Below are 17885 nucleotides of genomic sequence, written 5' to 3' on the forward strand. Positions count from 1 at the left end.
ACGTGCTGATTGGAAAACGCTTAAATGACCGTTATAAGCTGCTGAAAATGATTGGTGGTGGCGGAATGGCCAATGTATATTTAGCTCATGATGATATACTTGGCCGAGATGTAGCGGTAAAAATATTAAGACTCGACTACTCAAATAACGAAGAGTTTATTAAACGTTTCCATCGAGAAGCGCAGTCTGTTACAACGTTGTCGCATCCAAATATTGTGAATATGTATGATGTCGGAGAAGAAGATGGTATATACTATCTTGTCATGGAATATGTACCAGGACAAACATTGAAGCAATACATAATTGAGCGAGGGATGTTACCTATAGGAGAAGCTCTTGATATTATGGAGCAGTTAACATCCGCTATGGCACACGCCCATCATTTTGAAATTGTGCATCGTGATATAAAGCCGCACAATATTTTAATTCGAGCTGATGGAATAATAAAAGTAACAGATTTTGGAATTGCGACAGCTACAAGTGCAACAACAATTACACATACAAATTCAGTGCTCGGTTCAGTCCATTATTTATCACCAGAACAGGCACGTGGCGGAATAGCAAATAAACAATCAGATATCTATTCTCTTGGGATAGTTATGTTTGAATTGTTAACAGGAAGACAACCGTTTTCTGGCGAATCTGCTGTTGCTATAGCTTTAAAACATTTACAAAGTGAAATCCCATCACCAAAAAGATGGAATGAAAATATTCCGCAAAGTGTTGAAAATATTATATTAAAAGCAACTGCAAAAGATCCGTTCCATCGATATCAATCTGCCAATGCGATGAAGCGAGATATTGAAACTGCGCTATATCCAGAGAGGATAAATGAGCAACCGTTTTACATACCAGAAGATATGGAAGCGACGAAAGCGATTCCGATTATTCAACAAGAACAATTATTTGAAAATGTAAGTGATGAAACGATTGTTTTAAAAGGGAGTAAGGTGGAAGAACCGATAAGAGCAGAAGCAGCTGAGTTAGATAAGAAGAAAAAACGGAGTAACAAGTGGCTTAAAGTTTTAATTTCAACATTTTTATTTTTAGCAATAGGAATAACATTAGCGCTTACGGTTATTCCAGGATTATTTATTCCGAAAGATGTGAAAGTTCCTGATGTGGCTGGTATGAAATACACGACAGCTGTAAATACATTAGTAGAAAAGGGCTTTGAGGTGACGGAGCCTAATATTGTATATACAGATGATGTTGAAGTTGGGGATGTAATAAAAACGGACCCTGTAGCAGGAAGAGTCGTAAAAGAAAACGCTAAAATTACTATCTATCAATCAGGTGGGAAAAAGAAAAGTAAGATGGCGAATTTCACAGGGCAAAACTTTGAGAGTGTAAAAGCTGAGTTAGAAGAAAAATATAAACAAGTTACAGTAAATTATATTGAAAATGATAAGCCGAAAGGTGAAATTGTAGAGCAAATTCCGACGCCTGATCAAATGGTTATAGAAGCGGAGCAAGAACTGAAAATCTGGGTAAGTAAAGGTCCTTATCAAATTAGACCAGGTGACTTTTCGGGGTGGACTGAAAATAGTGTAACTGGTTATTTGAATGAGAGAAAACTAACGTCAGATATAAAACGAGAGTATTCAGATACAATCGAAAAAGGACTTGTAATTTCGCAATTTCCAAAACCAGGTACACCATTAAAAGAGGGAGATAAAGTAACTATTATTATCTCTGATGGTCAAAAGCCTAAAGTGACTAAAACGGTAAAATTGGACAATATCTCTATCCCATATGAGCCTGCTGTAACAGGTGAAAAAAAGCCGCAAACAATAGAAATTTATAAAGAAGACATGCAGCAAAAAATGGATAGACCGGTTGAAACGAGAACAATTACTGAATCAGCGACTATTTCTTTAGAATTTGTAATTCAAGAAGGTTCAAAGGGACACTATAAAATTGTACGAGATGGAGTAACGATTATTGATAAAGAAGTACCATATCCAACTCAATAATAGTGAAAGTCTACTTATTATTATTGCCTGTTATGCTGTCTACAAAGTGGACGGTATAGCAGGCAAAAATATATGATTCAAAAAGCTAGTAACGTGATGCAGCTGTAAATATTTTTTTGCATTTAATGGGAAATTTAATGTATATTAGCGAAAGTATATATGGTAGGTTTTGAAATCGTTATTTAGAAAATTTAAATCCATTCATTTTTAAATTCAGCATCACCTTATACAAAAAAGGAGAATTCTATGCCAGAAGGAAAAATTATAAAAGCTTTAAGTGGGTTTTATTACGTGCAGCATGAAGAAGGGGTTACGCAATGTCGTGGACGAGGTGTATTTAGAAAAAATAAAATTACACCACTTGTAGGAGACCAAGTTGTTTTTCAGGCAGATAATCCAACTGAAGGTTATGTGCTTGAAGTGTTTGATCGAAAAAATGAACTTGTTAGACCTCCTATTGCTAATGTCGATCAAGCGATTCTTGTGTTCTCTGCAGTAGAACCAGATTTTAATCCTGGACTGTTAGATCGATTTTTAGTGCTGATTGAATATCATAACATTAAGCCAATTATTTGTATTAGCAAGATGGATTTAGTAGATGAAAAGATGAAAGCAACTGTTGAAGCTTATGCGAATGATTATCGTGAGATGGGTTATGATGTTTTATTTACTTCTATTAATACGTCAGAAAGTATTGATATATTAAAACCATACTTAGAAAATTGTGTTTCTGTCGTTGCGGGTCAATCTGGTGTGGGGAAATCTTCAATACTTAATGTGCTACGTCCAGAATTAGAGCTGAAAACAAATGATATTTCCTCCCATTTAGGACGCGGGAAGCATACGACAAGACACGTAGAATTAATTGCAATTGGGAGTGGACTAGTAGCAGATACACCGGGTTTTAGTTCACTAGATTTCATTGATATAGAAGTAGAAGATCTTACATATTGTTTTCCAGAGTTGAAAGAAGCGAGCCAATACTGTAAATTTAGAGGGTGTACACATCTTTCTGAACCGAAATGTGCGGTGAAAGCTGCGGTTGAAGAAGGGAAGATTACAGAATATCGCTATAAGAACTATAAACAATTCGTAGAAGAAATTAGAGAGAGAAAGCCGAGGTATTAGTTATGATTAAAATTGCACCATCGATTTTATCAGCAGATTTTTCAAAATTAGGGGAAGAGATTAAAGATGTAGAAAAGGGCGGAGCGGATTACATTCACGTTGACGTAATGGATGGACATTTCGTACCAAATATTACGATTGGACCGTTAATTGTAGAAGCTATCCGTCCAATTACATCATTACCATTAGATGTACATTTAATGATTGAAAATCCTGATAACTATATCCCGACTTTCGCACAAGCGGGAGCGGATATTATTACTGTTCACGTAGAGGCGTGTCCACATCTACATCGTACAATTCAGTTAATTAAATCTCATGGTATTAAAGCGGGCGTTGTATTAAATCCACATACGCCAGTTTCAGTAATTGAGCATGTATTAGAAGATATAGATATGGTATTACTTATGACAGTAAACCCTGGATTTGGTGGACAGAAGTTTATCCATTCTGTATTACCGAAAATTAAACAAGTTGCAGACATGGTGAAAGAGCGCAATCTAGAAGTAGAAATTGAAGTTGATGGTGGTGTAAATGCTGAAACAGCAAGACTTTGTGTGGAAGCAGGAGCAAATGTACTTGTAGCTGGATCAGCAGTATACAATCAAAAAGACCGCGGTGAAGCAATTCGCGTAATTCGTGGGTAGTGATGAACTTTATCCTAGTAAGGTATTCATAGGATAGCGTAAAAATATGTAAAAAGGCAATCTACCGAATGGCAGATTGCCTTTTTACAATGGAAGGGGAAGAAAAAATGATTATTCATATTTTGGCAGGAGGACCTTCGGAATATTGTGCAGATTTTGCTCGATATGAGGATGAGGAAGTAGTGTGGGCAGCGGTTGATAGGGGAGTATACCGTCTATTAAAGAAAGGGATTACACCGGCTGTTGCGTTTGGAGATTACGATTCAGTTACCGAAGAAGAATTAGTATGGATGGGACAGCAAACGAACGAATTACATATTGTTCCGCGAGAAAAAGATCAAACGGATTTAGAAATTGCAATTAACTGGGCATTAGGACAGAAGCCGGCACTAATTCGTATTTTTGGTGCTACCGGTGGAAGGCTTGATCACGGTTTGGCAAATATACAGATGCTTTTAAAAGGGTTAGAAGTAGAGATAGAAATGTGTATTGTGGACAATAAAAATGAAATAACAGTTAAAAAAGTGGGTACACATATAATTGAAGAAAATAAAAATTTTCCTTATGTATCTTTTGTACCAGTTACTGAAATAGTGGAAGGGATTACATTGTTTGGTTTTAAGTACCCGCTTACTAATAAAACAATAGAGTGGGGATCAACACTTTGTATTAGTAACGAACTCGTTGAGGAAAAAGGTACTTTTTCATTTACTTCTGGCATATTAATGTTGATAAGAAGCACTGATTGAAGAAACAATTTTGCTCCTTACATCATATAGTGACCAAGTGGAGTAATGGGGATTAGGAGGGAAACCATGAGATTTTATACAATTAAGTTACCTAAATTTCTTGGTGGAATTGTTCGTGCAATGTTAAATACCTTCAAAAAAGATTAAAAAAAGCACCTATCACCGGTGCTTTTTCCATTGTTATAGTAAAAAAAGAGCCTATCGGCTCTTTTTTTTATTATTAAACACGTTCGATTTTGCCAGATTTTAATGCTCTAGCAGAAACGTAAACACGTTGAACTTTTCCGTCGATGCGTACGCGAACTTTTTGAAGGTTAGCGCCCCACTTACGTTTTGTAGCGTTCATTGCGTGAGAACGAGAGTTACCAGAACGAGCTTTTCTTCCAGTAATAGCACAAACACGAGCCATTTATATTTCCCTCCCTTGATACCTTACCATACGTAATTTTTCAATGTTAGTCTTTTATGCGATGCTAAAAACACTACTATAATTTAACACAACTAAAAAGAGAATGCAACACCGTAGAAAAAAGAAATCAAGAAAATTTACTTGACACTATATGTCAATGAAGAAAAGTTGAAATCCATAAAAATTGCTTGACATATTATAGTGGTACATGTTGTATAATAACAATGGACTATTTTGCTCATCATAAAAAAGTGTAATTTAAAACATAAAATATGAGAGTGAAAAGAAAGAACGATGGAATTTTCTTTAAAAAGATTATATGATAGTAACTAAAGTAGTCTAGCTCACTTTCACCATTTATGAAGGGGGAAACGAGATGTCAATTGAAATTAAAACGAAGTACGGTCAAATTGATATTAGTACAGATGTAATTGCAACAATTGCTGGAGGTGCCGCGGTAGATTGCTACGGTATCGTAGGTATGGCATCAAAAAATCAGTTAAAAGATGGATTAACAGACATTTTACGAAAAGAAAACTTCACTAGAGGTGTTATTGTTCGTAAAGATGAAGATGAAGTACATATTGATATGTATATTATTGTGAGCTATGGTACGAAAATTTCAGAAGTGGCACATAATGTGCAGACGAAAGTGAAATATACATTAGATCAAACTGTAGGACTAGCAGTAGATTCTGTAAACATCTACGTACAAGGAGTTAAAGTAATAAACTTGTAATGTGCATTAAGGAGGAAAATCTGTGTCAATTCAAAAAATTGATGGAAAACGTTTATCACAAATGATCATGCAAGGAGCGAATAATTTAACAAATAATGTTCAGCTTGTTGATGCATTAAACGTATTTCCAGTTCCAGATGGCGATACCGGTACAAACATGAACTTATCTATGACTTCAGGTGCGCGTGAAGTGAAAGCAAATCCTTCACAGCATGCTGGTAAAGTCGGCGTAAGTTTAGCCAAAGGATTATTAATGGGAGCTCGTGGTAACTCTGGAGTTATTTTATCTCAGTTGTTCCGTGGTTTCTCTAAATCCATTGAACAAAAAGAAGAATTAACAACAGTTGATTTTGCTGCAGCACTAGAAGCTGGAGTAGAGGCGGCTTATAAAGCGGTTATGAAACCGATTGAAGGAACGATTTTAACGGTTGCAAGAGAAACGGGTAAATATGCAGTAACAGTTGCGAAAAAACAGCGCGACTTTGTTTTGTTTATGGAAGACGTTGTGAAAGAAGCAAACGCATCGTTAAATCGTACGCCAGATTTATTACCTGTATTAAAACAAGTTGGCGTTGTAGATAGCGGTGGTAAAGGTCTTGTAGTGGTATACGAAGGGTTTTTAGCTGACTTAAAAGGAGAAACGATTTCTTCTGATGCACCGACGCAACCATCTATGAATGAAATGGTACGCGCAGAACATCACCGTAGTGTACAAAGCCAATTGAGTACAGAAGATATTAAGTATGGATATTGTACGGAGTTCATGGTGAAATTAGAGGCTGAAAAGGTGAAAGAGCATAATTTCTCTGAACAAAAATTCCGTGAAGATATTAGTGTATATGGTGATTCTCTACTAGTTGTGTCTGATGATGAAATTGTAAAAGTTCATATCCATGCAGAACATCCTGGAGACGCTATGAACTACGGGCAAAAATACGGTAGTTTAATTAAGATTAAAGTAGAAAATATGCGTGAACAGCATACTGCTTTGTTAGATGAACCTACTATGGTTCCTGAGCAACCAGCTCAATCGAAAGAAAAACAACCATATGGTATCGTAACTGTAGCTATGGGTTCTGGTATTAAAACTTTATTTGAGAGCATCGGCGCAACGAAAGTTATCGAAGGTGGTCAAACGATGAATCCAAGTACGGAGGATATCGTGAAGGCAATTGAAGAAGCAAATGCTGAAAAAATCATTATTTTACCGAATAACGGAAATATTGTAATGGCAGCAGAACAAGCGGCATCAGTTGTAGATCAAGAAGTTATTGTTGTTCGTTCAAAAACAGTTCCTCAAGGTATGGCAGCAATGTTAGCATTTAACCCAGTTGGAACGTTAGAAGAGAATGAAGAAAACATGCAAGAAGCTTTATCTCATGTGAAAACAGGTCAAATTACGTATGCTGTACGTGATACGGAAATTGATGGTGTAGCAATTCAAAAAGATGATTTCATGTGTATTGCAGATGGGAAAATTGTATCTACAAATGCTGAAAAGGTAGGAGCTGCGAAGCAATTACTAGAAGCGCTTATTGATGAAGATTCTGAAATCGTAACGATTCTACAAGGGGAAGATGCAACTGATGAAGAAGTAGCGGAGTTAGTTGAATTTGTAGAAGAGAAATTTGAAGATGCAGAAGTAGAAGTACATGCTGGAAACCAACCAGTGTATTCTTTCATCTTCTCTGTAGAATAAGATAAGATTCGTTTTGAAAATAAATGGATTACTTACTTGCTAATGGATAAGAAGTAGTAATATGAAGTTTATTACTAGTTTTTATTCAAAAGGCTAGCATATTGAAGAGAGAAAAGAGCCTTGCTGCTAATAGTGAGGCTCTTTTTTACTTGTTTTATATAAGGGATTTGAGTAGTTTCTCTTAGAATGCCTATGATAGAATATATAAGGTGAAAGAGAGCGATTACAGATGCTAATTGGTACTCAAATAAAATGCAATAAAGAAAATAATGTGACGGGGTGTGAGAATCTTGAATGATGCTGTACAAGTTCCTGTTACGGATGTAAAGGGGATCGGAGGAGAAACATCTGAGTTACTACATGAGATGGGTATTTATACAGTTTCTCATCTATTAGAACATTTTCCGTACCGTTATGAAGATTATGCGATGAAAGATCTTGCTGAAGTAAAGCATGATGAACGTGTAACAGTTGAAGGGAAGGTTCATAGTGCTCCTTTGCTGCAATATTATGGTAAGAAGAAATCGCGTTTAACAGTTCGTGTTCTCGTCGGTCGTTATTTAATTACGGCGGTATGTTTTAATAGGCCTTACTATAAGCAAAAATTAAAGTTAGATGAAACGATAACGATTACTGGTAAATGGGATCAACATCGTCAAACAATTGCTGTATCAGAACTTCATTTTGGACCGGTTGTACGTCAACAAGAAGTGGAACCTGTTTATTCAGTAAAGGGGAAACTTACAGTAAAACAGATGCGTCGTTTTATTGCTCAAGCGTTAAAGGAATATGGAGATTCTATAGTCGAAGTGTTACCGGATGGTTTGTTAGGGCGATATAAATTATTACCAAGATATGAAGCGCTCAGGGCATTGCATTTTCCGGTAGGACAGGAAGATTTGAAGCAAGCGCGTCGCCGTTTTGTATATGAAGAATTTTTCTTATTTCAGCTGAAAATGCAAACGCTCCGGAAAATGGAGAGGGAAAATTCAAAAGGGACGAAGAAAGAGATTCCGTCAGCAGAATTACAAGAATTTATCGATGCACTGCCGTTTCCATTAACGGGTGCGCAGCGCCGAGTTGTAGATGAAATTTTGAAAGATATGACATCTCCTTATCGGATGAACCGACTATTGCAAGGTGACGTTGGTTCTGGGAAAACAGTTGTTGCTGCGATTGGTCTTTATGCATCGAAATTAGCTCATTATCAAGGTGCTTTAATGGTTCCTACAGAAATTTTAGCTGAGCAACATTATCAGTCGCTTGCTGAAACGTTTTCGCATTTTGGTATGAAGGTGGAACTGTTAACAAGTTCTGTTAAAGGAGCGAGACGTCGAGAAATTTTAGCGAAGTTAGAACAAGGAGAAATAGATATTCTTGTTGGAACGCATGCCTTAATTCAAGATGAAGTTATATTTCATAGGTTGGGTCTCGTTATTACAGATGAACAGCATCGATTTGGTGTAGCGCAGCGCCGAGTTTTACGGGAGAAAGGTGAAAGTCCAGATGTATTATTTATGACAGCGACACCAATTCCGCGTACGCTTGCAATTACTGCATTTGGAGAGATGGATGTTTCGATAATCGATGAGATGCCAGCAGGTAGAAAGGTGATTGAAACATACTGGGCAAAACATGATATGTTAGATCGCGTTCTCGGTTTCGTTGAAAAGGAGATAAAAAAAGGAAGACAGGCATACGTTATTTGTCCTCTAATTGAAGAATCTGAGAAACTTGATGTGCAAAATGCTATCGACTTACATAGTATGCTGACGCATCATTACCAAGGGAAATGCCAAGTTGGATTGATGCATGGGAGATTATCGTCTCAGGAAAAAGAAGAGATAATGGGACAGTTTAGTGAAAATAAAGTACAAATTCTTGTATCGACAACAGTTGTTGAAGTAGGTGTGAACGTACCGAATGCGACTGTAATGGTTATTTATGATGCAGAACGTTTCGGTTTATCGCAGCTTCATCAGCTTAGAGGGCGTGTCGGCCGTGGTAGTGAACAATCATATTGTTTATTAATAGCAGACCCTAAATCAGAAACAGGGAAAGAAAGAATGCGCATAATGACTGAAACAAATGATGGATTTGTATTGTCAGAAAAAGATTTAGAATTACGAGGTCCTGGAGATTTCTTTGGGAGTAAGCAAAGTGGCTTACCAGAATTTAAGGTTGCTGACATGGTACATGATTATCGAGCGTTAGAAACGGCAAGGCAAGATGCGGCGATACTAGTAGATTCAGAAGCGTTTTGGCACAATGATCAGTATGCTGCCTTGCGTACGTATCTTGATGGGACAGGTGTGTTCCAAGGAGAGAAGCTCGATTAAAGGGAGTCAACAAAAGTTTTTGTTGCATTCTACTTTTAATGATTATATACTACTGTTAGTACCTAGTCATAAAAATGGATGGTGCGGTATGAAAAAAAGAAGAAGTAAAAAAGAAAGACAAGAGTTATTACAACAAACAATCGAATCAAATCCTTTTATTACGGATGAAGATTTAGCGGAAAAATTTCAAGTGAGTATACAAACGGTACGACTTGATCGTATGGAATTGTCTATTCCTGAATTAAGAGAGAGAATTAAACATGTAGCTACAAAGCAACATGAAGAAGATGTGAAATCTTTACCGTTAGAAGAGGTTGTTGGAGAAATTATTGATATTGAATTAGATAGACATGCAATCTCTATCTTTGAAGTAAAGATAGAACATGTATTTAAAAGAAATCAAATCGCTCGTGGGCATCATCTGTTTGCGCAAGCAAACTCACTAGCTGTTGCGGTTATTGATGAAGAATTAGCTTTAACTGCAAAGTCTACCATTCGATACATTCGCCCTGTAAAATTAGGAGAGCGTGTTGTTGCAAAAGCGCGCGTTGAAGATGTAGAGAATGATAAAGGACGGACGGTTGTCAAAGTGCGTAGCTTCGTTGGAGAAGAACTTGTTTTTACAGGCACTTTTGAAATGTATCGATCTAGTAATTATAGTGAGGAAGGTAACAACTTATGAAAATCGCAATAGATGCAATGGGCGGAGATTACGCTCCAAAGGCTGTAGTATTAGGGGCAATGAAAGCTATTAAGGAATATTCTGATTTACATATTACGTTAGTAGGGAAAGAAGAGGAAATTCGTCAATACTTAACGAGTGATGAACGAATTACTATTCTTCATACAGACGAAAAAATAGAATCAACGGAGGAACCAGTAAGAGCGGTTCGTCGAAAAAAACAAGCTTCAATGGTGCTTGCGGCACAACAAGTAAAGGATGGAGAAGCAGACGCTTGTATATCCGCAGGTAGTACAGGAGCTTTAATGGCAGCTGGATTATTTGTAGTCGGTCGTATGGAAGGAATTGAGCGACCAGCTTTATCGCCTACAATGCCAACTGTAGATGGAAAAGGTTTTGTTATGTTAGATGTTGGAGCAAATGTTGATGCAAAACCAATTCATTTATATCAATATGCAGTAATGGGATCTGTTTATGCTGAGAAGGTAAGAGGAATTGAAAATCCTCGCGTTGGACTATTAAACGTTGGAACAGAGGATGGAAAAGGAAACGAGCTTTCAAAGCAAGTATTTGCAATGCTTAAAGATGCGCCAATTAATTTCGTGGGGAACGTTGAATCAAGAGATTTATTGCAAGGTGTAGCAGATGTTGTTGTATGTGATGGTTTTACAGGGAATGTAGCGTTGAAATCATTAGAGGGAACAGCACTTGCGCTATTCTCTATGTTGAAAGAACAGTTAATGAGTTCATTTACGAGCAAATTAGCAGCGGCGGTATTAAAGCCAAAACTTATGGTATTAAAAGATAAAATGGATTATTCGGAGTATGGAGGAGCTGCATTATTTGGATTGAAAGCACCTGTCATTAAGGCTCACGGTTCTTCTAATGACCAGTCGATATTTAGTGCGATTCGTCAAACGAGAGAAATGGTAGCGAAAGAAGTAATTCCTACGATTTCAAGCGTAATGGAGAAAGAGTCACTCCAATAAGAGGAGGATTTGAAATGGGAAAAATAGCATTTCTTTTTCCGGGCCAAGGTTCACAGGCAGTTGGAATGGGTAAACAATTAGCAGAGAATAATAAAGAGGTTGCAAAAGTGTTTGCAAAAGCAGATGAGGTGTTGGAAGATTCACTTTCAGAAGTGATTTTTGAAGGACCGCAGGAAAAGCTTACATTAACAACAAATGCGCAGCCTGCATTATTAACAACGAGTTTTGCTATTTTGACAGCTTTGAAAGAGTATGACATTACACCTGACTTTGTCGCTGGTCATAGTTTAGGTGAATATAGTGCTCTTGTAGCAGCTGGTGCATTAACTTTTGAAGATGCTGTATATGCTGTAAGGAAACGCGGGGAATATATGGAAGAAGCTGTTCCGGGCGGGGAAGGCGCAATGGCAGCTATATTAGGTGCTGACCCACATATGCTGAAACAAGTTACAGAAGAAGTAACAAGTGAAGGATATGCAGTGCAAATCGCTAATATGAATAGTACGAAGCAAATTGTGATTTCTGGAACGAAGCAAGGCGTAGAGGTTGCTTCTCAAAGAGCGAAAGAAAATGGTGCAAAGAGAGCGATTCCACTAAAAGTAAGTGGGCCATTCCATTCTTCACTTATGAAGCCGGCAGCTGAGAAGTTCCAAAGTGTTTTAAATGAAATTACAATTCATGACACGAATATTCCTGTTATTGCAAATGTTACGGCGGAAGTTATTACACGTGGTGCAGACATTCAAGAAAAGTTAATCGAACAGCTTTATTCGCCTGTATTATGGTACCCGTCTATTGAATATATGGTGAACCAGGGAGTAGATACATTTATTGAAATTGGACCTGGAAAAGTACTTGCTGGACTTATGAAGTCAATTGATTCATCAGTAAAAGCATATGCGATATACGATGAAGAGACATTAAAAGATACCATTTCAAATTTGAGAGGAGAAAACTGATGTTAAAAGGGAAGGTAGCATTAGTAACTGGCGCTTCACGTGGAATTGGTCGCGCGATTGCGATTGATTTAGCGAAACAAGGGGCAAATGTAGTAGTAAATTATGCTGGTAATGAACAAAAAGCAAATGAAGTAGTAGATGAAATTAAAAAATTAGGTTCTGATGCAATTGCGGTAAGAGCAGATGTTGCAAATGCTGATGATGTTACAAATATGGTGAAACAAACAGTAGATACATTTGGACAAGTTGATATTCTTGTAAATAATGCTGGTGTAACGAAAGATAATTTATTAATGCGTATGAAAGAAGAAGAATGGGATACAGTTATTAATACAAACTTAAAAGGTGTATTCTTATGTACAAAAGCAGTATCTCGTTATATGATGCGTCAACGTCACGGTAGAATTATAAACATCGCTTCGGTTGTTGGTGTTATAGGAAACCCAGGACAAGCTAACTATGTTGCTGCTAAAGCGGGTGTTATTGGATTAACAAAAACATCTGCAAAAGAGTTAGCAAGTCGAAATATTACAGTGAATGCAATTGCGCCGGGCTTTATTGCGACTGATATGACGGATGTACTAGATGAGAATATTAAAGCCGAAATGTTAAAAGTTATTCCAGCTGCTCAATTTGGTGAAGCGAAAGATATCGCGAATGCTGTAACGTTTTTTGCTTCTGATCAAAGCAAATATGTTACAGGTCAAACGTTAAATGTTGATGGCGGTATGGTAATGTAATAAAAGAATCGATTTCACCTAGTTTTTTTGGTCAATATTTAATATAATATTTGAGGGGAGGTGAATGGAATGGCAGATGTTTTAGAGCGCGTAACAAAAATCATCGTTGATCGTTTAGGAGTAGAAGAGACTGAGGTAGTACCAGCTGCAAGCTTCAAGGAAGATTTAGGAGCAGACTCCCTAGATGTAGTAGAACTTGTAATGCAATTAGAAGATGAATTCGAAATGGAAATTTCTGATGAAGATGCTGAAAAGATTGCTACTGTTGGCGATGCTGTGACTTACATAGAGAGTCATCTATAATGCTTAAGTGAAGTCCCGTTTTTTAGCGGGGCTTTCTGGCTTATATCTGGAGGGACCTATGCCGTACCGAAAATATAGAGAAAAAAAATACGAAACAAAATATCGTGAAGCATTTAAAGTGTTTCAAGAAAAGATAGGTATTACGTTTACAGATGAAAAATTATTGATTCAAGCATTTACGCATTCATCGTATGTGAATGAGCATCGAAAAAAACCGCATGAAGATAATGAGCGTCTTGAATTTCTTGGAGATGCAGTATTGGAACTGACTGTATCGCAGTATCTGTTTCAAAAATATCCGACAATGAGCGAAGGAGAGTTAACAAAACTACGTGCAGCTATTGTATGTGAGCCATCTCTTGTTCGTTTTGCGAACGAATTGTCATTTGGTAGCCTTGTTTTATTAGGAAAAGGTGAAGAAATGACAGGTGGACGTGAACGACCAGCTTTATTAGCGGATGTCTTTGAAGCGTTTATTGGTGCCCTTTATCTTGATCAAGGGCTAGAAACAGTTTGGGAATTCTTAAAAGAAATTGTATATCCGAAAATTAATGAGGGTGCTTTTTCTCATGTGATGGATTATAAGAGTCAGTTGCAAGAATTGATTCAGCGTGATGGCAGTGGCAATGTTGAGTATCAAATTTTGCAAGAAAAAGGACCAGCTCACAATCGAGAATTTGTGTCACGTGTTACGTTAAATAACGTAGCTTTAGGTCTTGGTAGTGGTAAGTCGAAAAAAGAAGCAGAGCAACAAGCTGCTGCAGAAGCATTGAAAAAATTAAAAGAACAACTATAAGGAATCCCCCTTTGAATGAGGGGGATTCCTTGTGCATAGAATGAAACTTTCTTTTTGTTTATAATGAAAAAGAAGGTAAATCCGTATAATACTTGTTTTTGTATAGAGAACATTTATAACGACGGAGAATAGGAGGAAGGCCTTTCGTGTTTTTAAAAAGATTAGAAATAGCAGGGTTTAAGTCTTTTGCTGAGCGTGTATCTGTTGATTTTGTCCCAGGTGTAACTTCTGTAGTAGGACCTAATGGAAGCGGGAAAAGTAATATTACTGATGCAATTCGCTGGGTACTTGGTGAACAATCTGCAAAATCATTACGTGGTGCAAAGATGGAGGATATTATTTTTGCAGGCAGTGATACGAGGAGAGCGGTTAATGTTGCTGAAGTAACATTAACTTTAAATAATGAAGATCAACGTTTACCAATTGAATACAATGAGGTGTGTGTAACACGTCGTGTATCTCGTTCAGGTGATAGTGATTTTTATATTAATAAACAATCATGTAGATTGAAAGATATTATCGATTTATTTATGGACTCTGGTATGGGAAGAGAAGCTTTTTCAATTATTAGCCAGGGGAAAGTGGAAGAGATTTTAAGTAGTAAGTCAGAAGAGCGTCGAGGTGTATTTGAAGAAGCGGCAGGCGTACTAAAATACAAACTTCGCAAAAAGAAAGCTGAAGGGAAATTAGCAGAAACACAAGAAAACTTAAATCGTGTACAAGATATAATTCATGAATTAAGTAGTCAAGTAGAACCTTTAGAAAGACAAGCTTCTATTGCGAAAGATTATCTTGAGAATAAAGAAGAATTAGAGAAAGTAGAAGCTGCGCTTATTGTCCATGAAATTGAAGAATTGCACGAGAAATGGGAAGCGCTTCGAAATCAGTTTGGGCATAATAAAAACGAAGAAGCTAAAATGTCAACGAATTTACAAAAAAGTGAAGAAGAGCTTGAGGAATTACGAGGACAATTACAAGCGGTAGATGAGTCTGTAGACTCGTTGCAAGAAGTACTTCTTCTTTCTAGTAAAGAGCTAGAAAAACTTGAAGGGCAGCGCGAGTTGTTAAAAGAGAGAAAGCAAAATGCTACGACGCATTGTGCGCAACTTGAGCAGTTAATTGTTGAATTAACAGAGAAAGCTAAAAGTTACGATGGTGAGATTGAGTCAAGTACAGAAGCTTTAATGCAATTTGTGAATGAAGTAAAAGAGTTGGAGCAAAAATTGCATGATAATGAGCAACTGCTTGCTACTTTTGCTGACAATTTAGAGGAACAGATTGAGAATTTAAAAGGTGACTATATTGAGCTTTTAAATCAACAAGCTAGTCATCGTAATGAATTATCTATGATTGAAGAACAATCTAAACAGCAAACGTCTAAAAACGAGCGTCTAGATGAAGAGAATGCGAAATATGTAGAAATGCGTATGGAAATTACAGCGAAAAAGACGAAACTTGTAGAAAGTTACGAACAAGCGAAAGAAAAAGTAGCTGGCATTCTCTCAAACATACAGAAGACAGAGGCGGCGCTTGGGAAATGTAAGACGCAGTATAGTGAAAATGAAACAAAACTGTATCAAGCATATCAATTTGTGCAACAGGCACGTTCTCGAAAAGAAATGCTTGAAGAGATGCAAGAAGATTATTCTGGATTCTATCAAGGTGTACGTGAAGTATTGAAAGCTAGAGAAAATAGGTTGCAAGGTATCGAGGGTGCTGTTGCGGAACTGTTAACGGTACCGAAAGAATACGAAGTTGCAATGGAAATTGCTCTAGGTGCAGCGATGCAGCATATTGTTGTACAAACAGAGGAGCATGCTCGTAATGCGATAGCATTTTTAAAGCAAAATAAACATGGACGTGCAACGTTTTTACCGCAAGCTGTTATTAAAAGCAGGTCTTTATCATTTGAGCAATTACGCATTGCAAATCAACACCCATCTTTTGTAGGTGTGGCGGCAGAACTTGTGCAGTACAACAATAAATATGAAAATGTAGTTTCAAATTTATTAGGTACGGTTATTGTTGGGAAAGATTTACGCGGAGCAAATGAGTTGGCGAAACAACTGCAATACCGTTATCGCATTGTAACAATCGAAGGTGATGTAGTGAATCCTGGCGGTTCTATGACTGGTGGGGCGGTAAAGCAAGCGAAATCTTCTTTATTAGGACGCCAACGTGAACTGGAAGAGTGGACTCGCAAGTTAACTGATATGGAAGAAAAAACAATGAAGTTAGAAAACTTTGTTAAAGCAGTAAAACAAGAGATTCAAGAAAAAGAAGTGAAAATACGCGAACTAAGGCAAACTGTAGAAGTAGATCGTGTAGATGAGCAGAAATTAAGAGAAGAGATTAATCGTCTAGAATTAGAAGAACATCGTATTAATGATCGATTGTCTATTTATGATTTAGAGATTGAAGGGTTTTTACAAGATCGAGTAAAAATGCAAGGGCGTAAAGAGGAGTTAGAAGGGATTTTAACGAATCTTCAAGCTGATATCACTAAGTTAGATAGTAAAATTGTAGCTTTAACAAAACAAAAAAGTGAGCAACATTCTTCGAAAGAAAAAGTTCAAAAAGAAATGACGGAGTTAAAAGTGCTGGTAGCTGAAAAGCAACAACGCTTATTTAATCAAAAAGAAAAAGTTGAACGATTGACGAAGGAAAAAGAAGAAACGGATGCGACACTTGTAAAAACGAAAGAGGATTTAGCGTTCTTAAAACAAGAAATGACATCTAATTCAAGTGGTGAAGAGCAAATTACGAATATGATTGAGAAGAAAGCATATGATCGTAATCAAACTTCAGAATTAATTCGCTCTCGTCGTGAACAACGTGTATCGTTGCAAGAGAGGGTAGAACATTTAGAGCACAATTTGAAAGAAACGACAGGTAAACATAAATATATTCTTGAAATGTTGAAAGATCAAGAAGTGAGAATAAATCGACTTGATGTAGAGTTGGAAAATAGATTACAACATTTACGTGAAACATATACGATTTCATTTGAAGCGGCAAAACTAAAATATACAATGACAATGCCTGCAGAAGATGCGCGTAAGAAAGTAAAGTTAATCAAATTATCTATAGAAGAGTTAGGTACAGTGAACCTAGGGGCAATTGATGAATATGAACGTGTAGCGGAGCGTCATACATTCTTACTAGAGCAGAGAGACGACCTAGAAGAAGCGAAAGCGACATTGCACCAGCTTATTACCGAAATGGATGAAGAAATGAAAAAACGCTTTTCTACTACGTTTGAAGGCATTAGAATGGAGTTTCAATCGGTATTCTCTGAATTATTTGGAGGCGGTAGAGCGGATTTAGTAATGACTAATCCAGAGGATTTACTAAATACGGGTATTGATATTGTAGCACAACCGCCAGGGAAGAAACTGCAGAACTTAGGTTTACTTTCAGGTGGAGAGCGTGCTTTAACAGCAATTGCGCTTTTATTTGGTATTTTAAAAGTACGCCCAGTACCATTCTGTGTACTAGATGAGGTAGAGGCAGCCCTTGATGAGGCGAATGTAGCTCGTTTTGCACAGTATTTAAAGAAATTCAGTAATGAGACGCAGTTTATTGTAATTACACATAGAAAAGGTACAATGGAAGAGTCTGATGTGTTGTACGGTGTAACAATGCAAGAATCAGGGGTATCTAAACTTGTTTCGGTTCGTTTAGACGCCGGAGAAGAACTTATTGCAAGTGAATAGGAAGGATGGGAAAG

General features: G+C 37.1%; 16 protein-coding genes. 15 read left to right on the top strand and 1 reads right to left on the bottom strand.

All coding sequences use genetic code 11. The features are described from left to right. Window positions 1-2 precede the first annotated feature (2 nt). From pknB to spoVM, 5 genes are all read left to right on the top strand, one after another. The gene (pknB, locus tag MR136_RS04470; protein ID WP_017672859.1) at window positions 3-1976 is read left to right on the top strand and encodes a Stk1 family PASTA domain-containing Ser/Thr kinase; all 1974 of its coding nucleotides are present in this window, start codon (window positions 3-5) and stop codon (window positions 1974-1976) included. 246 nt (window positions 1977-2222) lie between these two features. Next, window positions 2223-3104 (top strand): ribosome small subunit-dependent GTPase A, encoded by an 882-nt coding sequence (gene rsgA, locus MR136_RS04475; protein WP_017672860.1) that lies wholly within the window; start codon window positions 2223-2225, stop codon window positions 3102-3104. A 2-nt stretch (window positions 3105-3106) separates the two neighbouring features. Then, entirely contained in the window at window positions 3107-3751 is a 645-nt protein-coding gene (gene rpe, locus MR136_RS04480; protein ID WP_000589974.1) for a ribulose-phosphate 3-epimerase, read from the top strand. Window positions 3752-3819: 68 nt separating this feature from the next. Continuing rightward, window positions 3820-4500 (top strand): thiamine diphosphokinase, encoded by a 681-nt coding sequence (locus MR136_RS04485; RefSeq protein ID WP_002026234.1) that lies wholly within the window; start codon window positions 3820-3822, stop codon window positions 4498-4500. A gap of 66 nt (window positions 4501-4566) precedes the next feature. Further along, window positions 4567-4647, top strand: a complete 81-nt coding sequence (gene spoVM, locus MR136_RS04490; RefSeq protein WP_001213599.1) for a stage V sporulation protein SpoVM — start codon at window positions 4567-4569, stop codon at window positions 4645-4647. A 73-nt stretch (window positions 4648-4720) separates the two neighbouring features. On the opposite strand, the gene rpmB is transcribed toward spoVM, so the two are convergent. Further along, window positions 4721-4909, bottom strand: a complete 189-nt coding sequence (gene rpmB / locus MR136_RS04495) for a 50S ribosomal protein L28 (protein WP_000124776.1) — start codon at window positions 4907-4909, stop codon at window positions 4721-4723. A gap of 376 nt (window positions 4910-5285) precedes the next feature. Here rpmB and MR136_RS04500 point away from each other — a divergent pair, with 376 nt between their 5' ends. The 10 genes from MR136_RS04500 to smc all read left to right on the top strand — a co-directional run bounded on the left by MR136_RS04500 (window position 5286) and on the right by smc (window position 17871). Beyond that, window positions 5286-5648 (top strand): Asp23/Gls24 family envelope stress response protein, encoded by a 363-nt coding sequence (locus tag MR136_RS04500; protein WP_000021109.1) that lies wholly within the window; start codon window positions 5286-5288, stop codon window positions 5646-5648. 22 nt (window positions 5649-5670) lie between these two features. Then, complete coding sequence (locus tag MR136_RS04505; protein ID WP_000027129.1) at window positions 5671-7347, top strand: DAK2 domain-containing protein; 1677 nt, start codon at window positions 5671-5673, stop codon at window positions 7345-7347. Between the two features lie 290 nt (window positions 7348-7637). Next, window positions 7638-9686 carry an ATP-dependent DNA helicase RecG gene (gene recG / locus MR136_RS04510; RefSeq protein WP_242259262.1) on the top strand — a complete coding sequence of 683 codons (2049 nt, stop codon included), beginning with the start codon at window positions 7638-7640 and terminating at the stop codon, window positions 9684-9686. 88 nt (window positions 9687-9774) lie between these two features. Further along, window positions 9775-10368 (top strand): transcription factor FapR, encoded by a 594-nt coding sequence (fapR, locus tag MR136_RS04515; RefSeq protein WP_000747348.1) that lies wholly within the window; start codon window positions 9775-9777, stop codon window positions 10366-10368. Next, window positions 10365-11357: a phosphate acyltransferase PlsX gene (gene plsX, locus MR136_RS04520; RefSeq protein WP_000684115.1), complete on the top strand. Its 993-nt coding sequence runs from the start codon at window positions 10365-10367 to the stop codon at window positions 11355-11357. Before fapR ends, plsX begins: the two co-directional genes overlap by 4 nt. Before the next feature lie 14 nt (window positions 11358-11371). Continuing rightward, the gene (gene fabD, locus MR136_RS04525; RefSeq protein WP_000515899.1) at window positions 11372-12316 is read left to right on the top strand and encodes an ACP S-malonyltransferase; all 945 of its coding nucleotides are present in this window, start codon (window positions 11372-11374) and stop codon (window positions 12314-12316) included. Beyond that, window positions 12316-13056: a 3-oxoacyl-[acyl-carrier-protein] reductase gene (gene fabG / locus MR136_RS04530; protein ID WP_000911773.1), complete on the top strand. Its 741-nt coding sequence runs from the start codon at window positions 12316-12318 to the stop codon at window positions 13054-13056. The genes fabD and fabG overlap by 1 nt, the downstream gene beginning before the upstream one ends. Before the next feature lie 69 nt (window positions 13057-13125). After that, the gene (gene acpP, locus MR136_RS04535; protein WP_000786062.1) at window positions 13126-13359 is read left to right on the top strand and encodes an acyl carrier protein; all 234 of its coding nucleotides are present in this window, start codon (window positions 13126-13128) and stop codon (window positions 13357-13359) included. A 58-nt stretch (window positions 13360-13417) separates the two neighbouring features. Beyond that, window positions 13418-14155, top strand: a complete 738-nt coding sequence (gene rncS / locus MR136_RS04540) for a ribonuclease III (RefSeq protein ID WP_001146875.1) — start codon at window positions 13418-13420, stop codon at window positions 14153-14155. A 146-nt stretch (window positions 14156-14301) separates the two neighbouring features. Then, window positions 14302-17871, top strand: coding sequence for a chromosome segregation protein SMC (gene smc, locus MR136_RS04545; protein ID WP_242259263.1), 3570 nt, complete (start codon window positions 14302-14304; stop codon window positions 17869-17871). The last annotated feature ends 14 nt before the right edge of the window (window positions 17872-17885 follow it).

Source organism: Bacillus cereus group sp. BfR-BA-01311 (genome assembly GCF_022664295.1).
GTDB lineage: Bacteria > Bacillota > Bacilli > Bacillales > Bacillaceae_G > Bacillus_A > Bacillus_A cereus.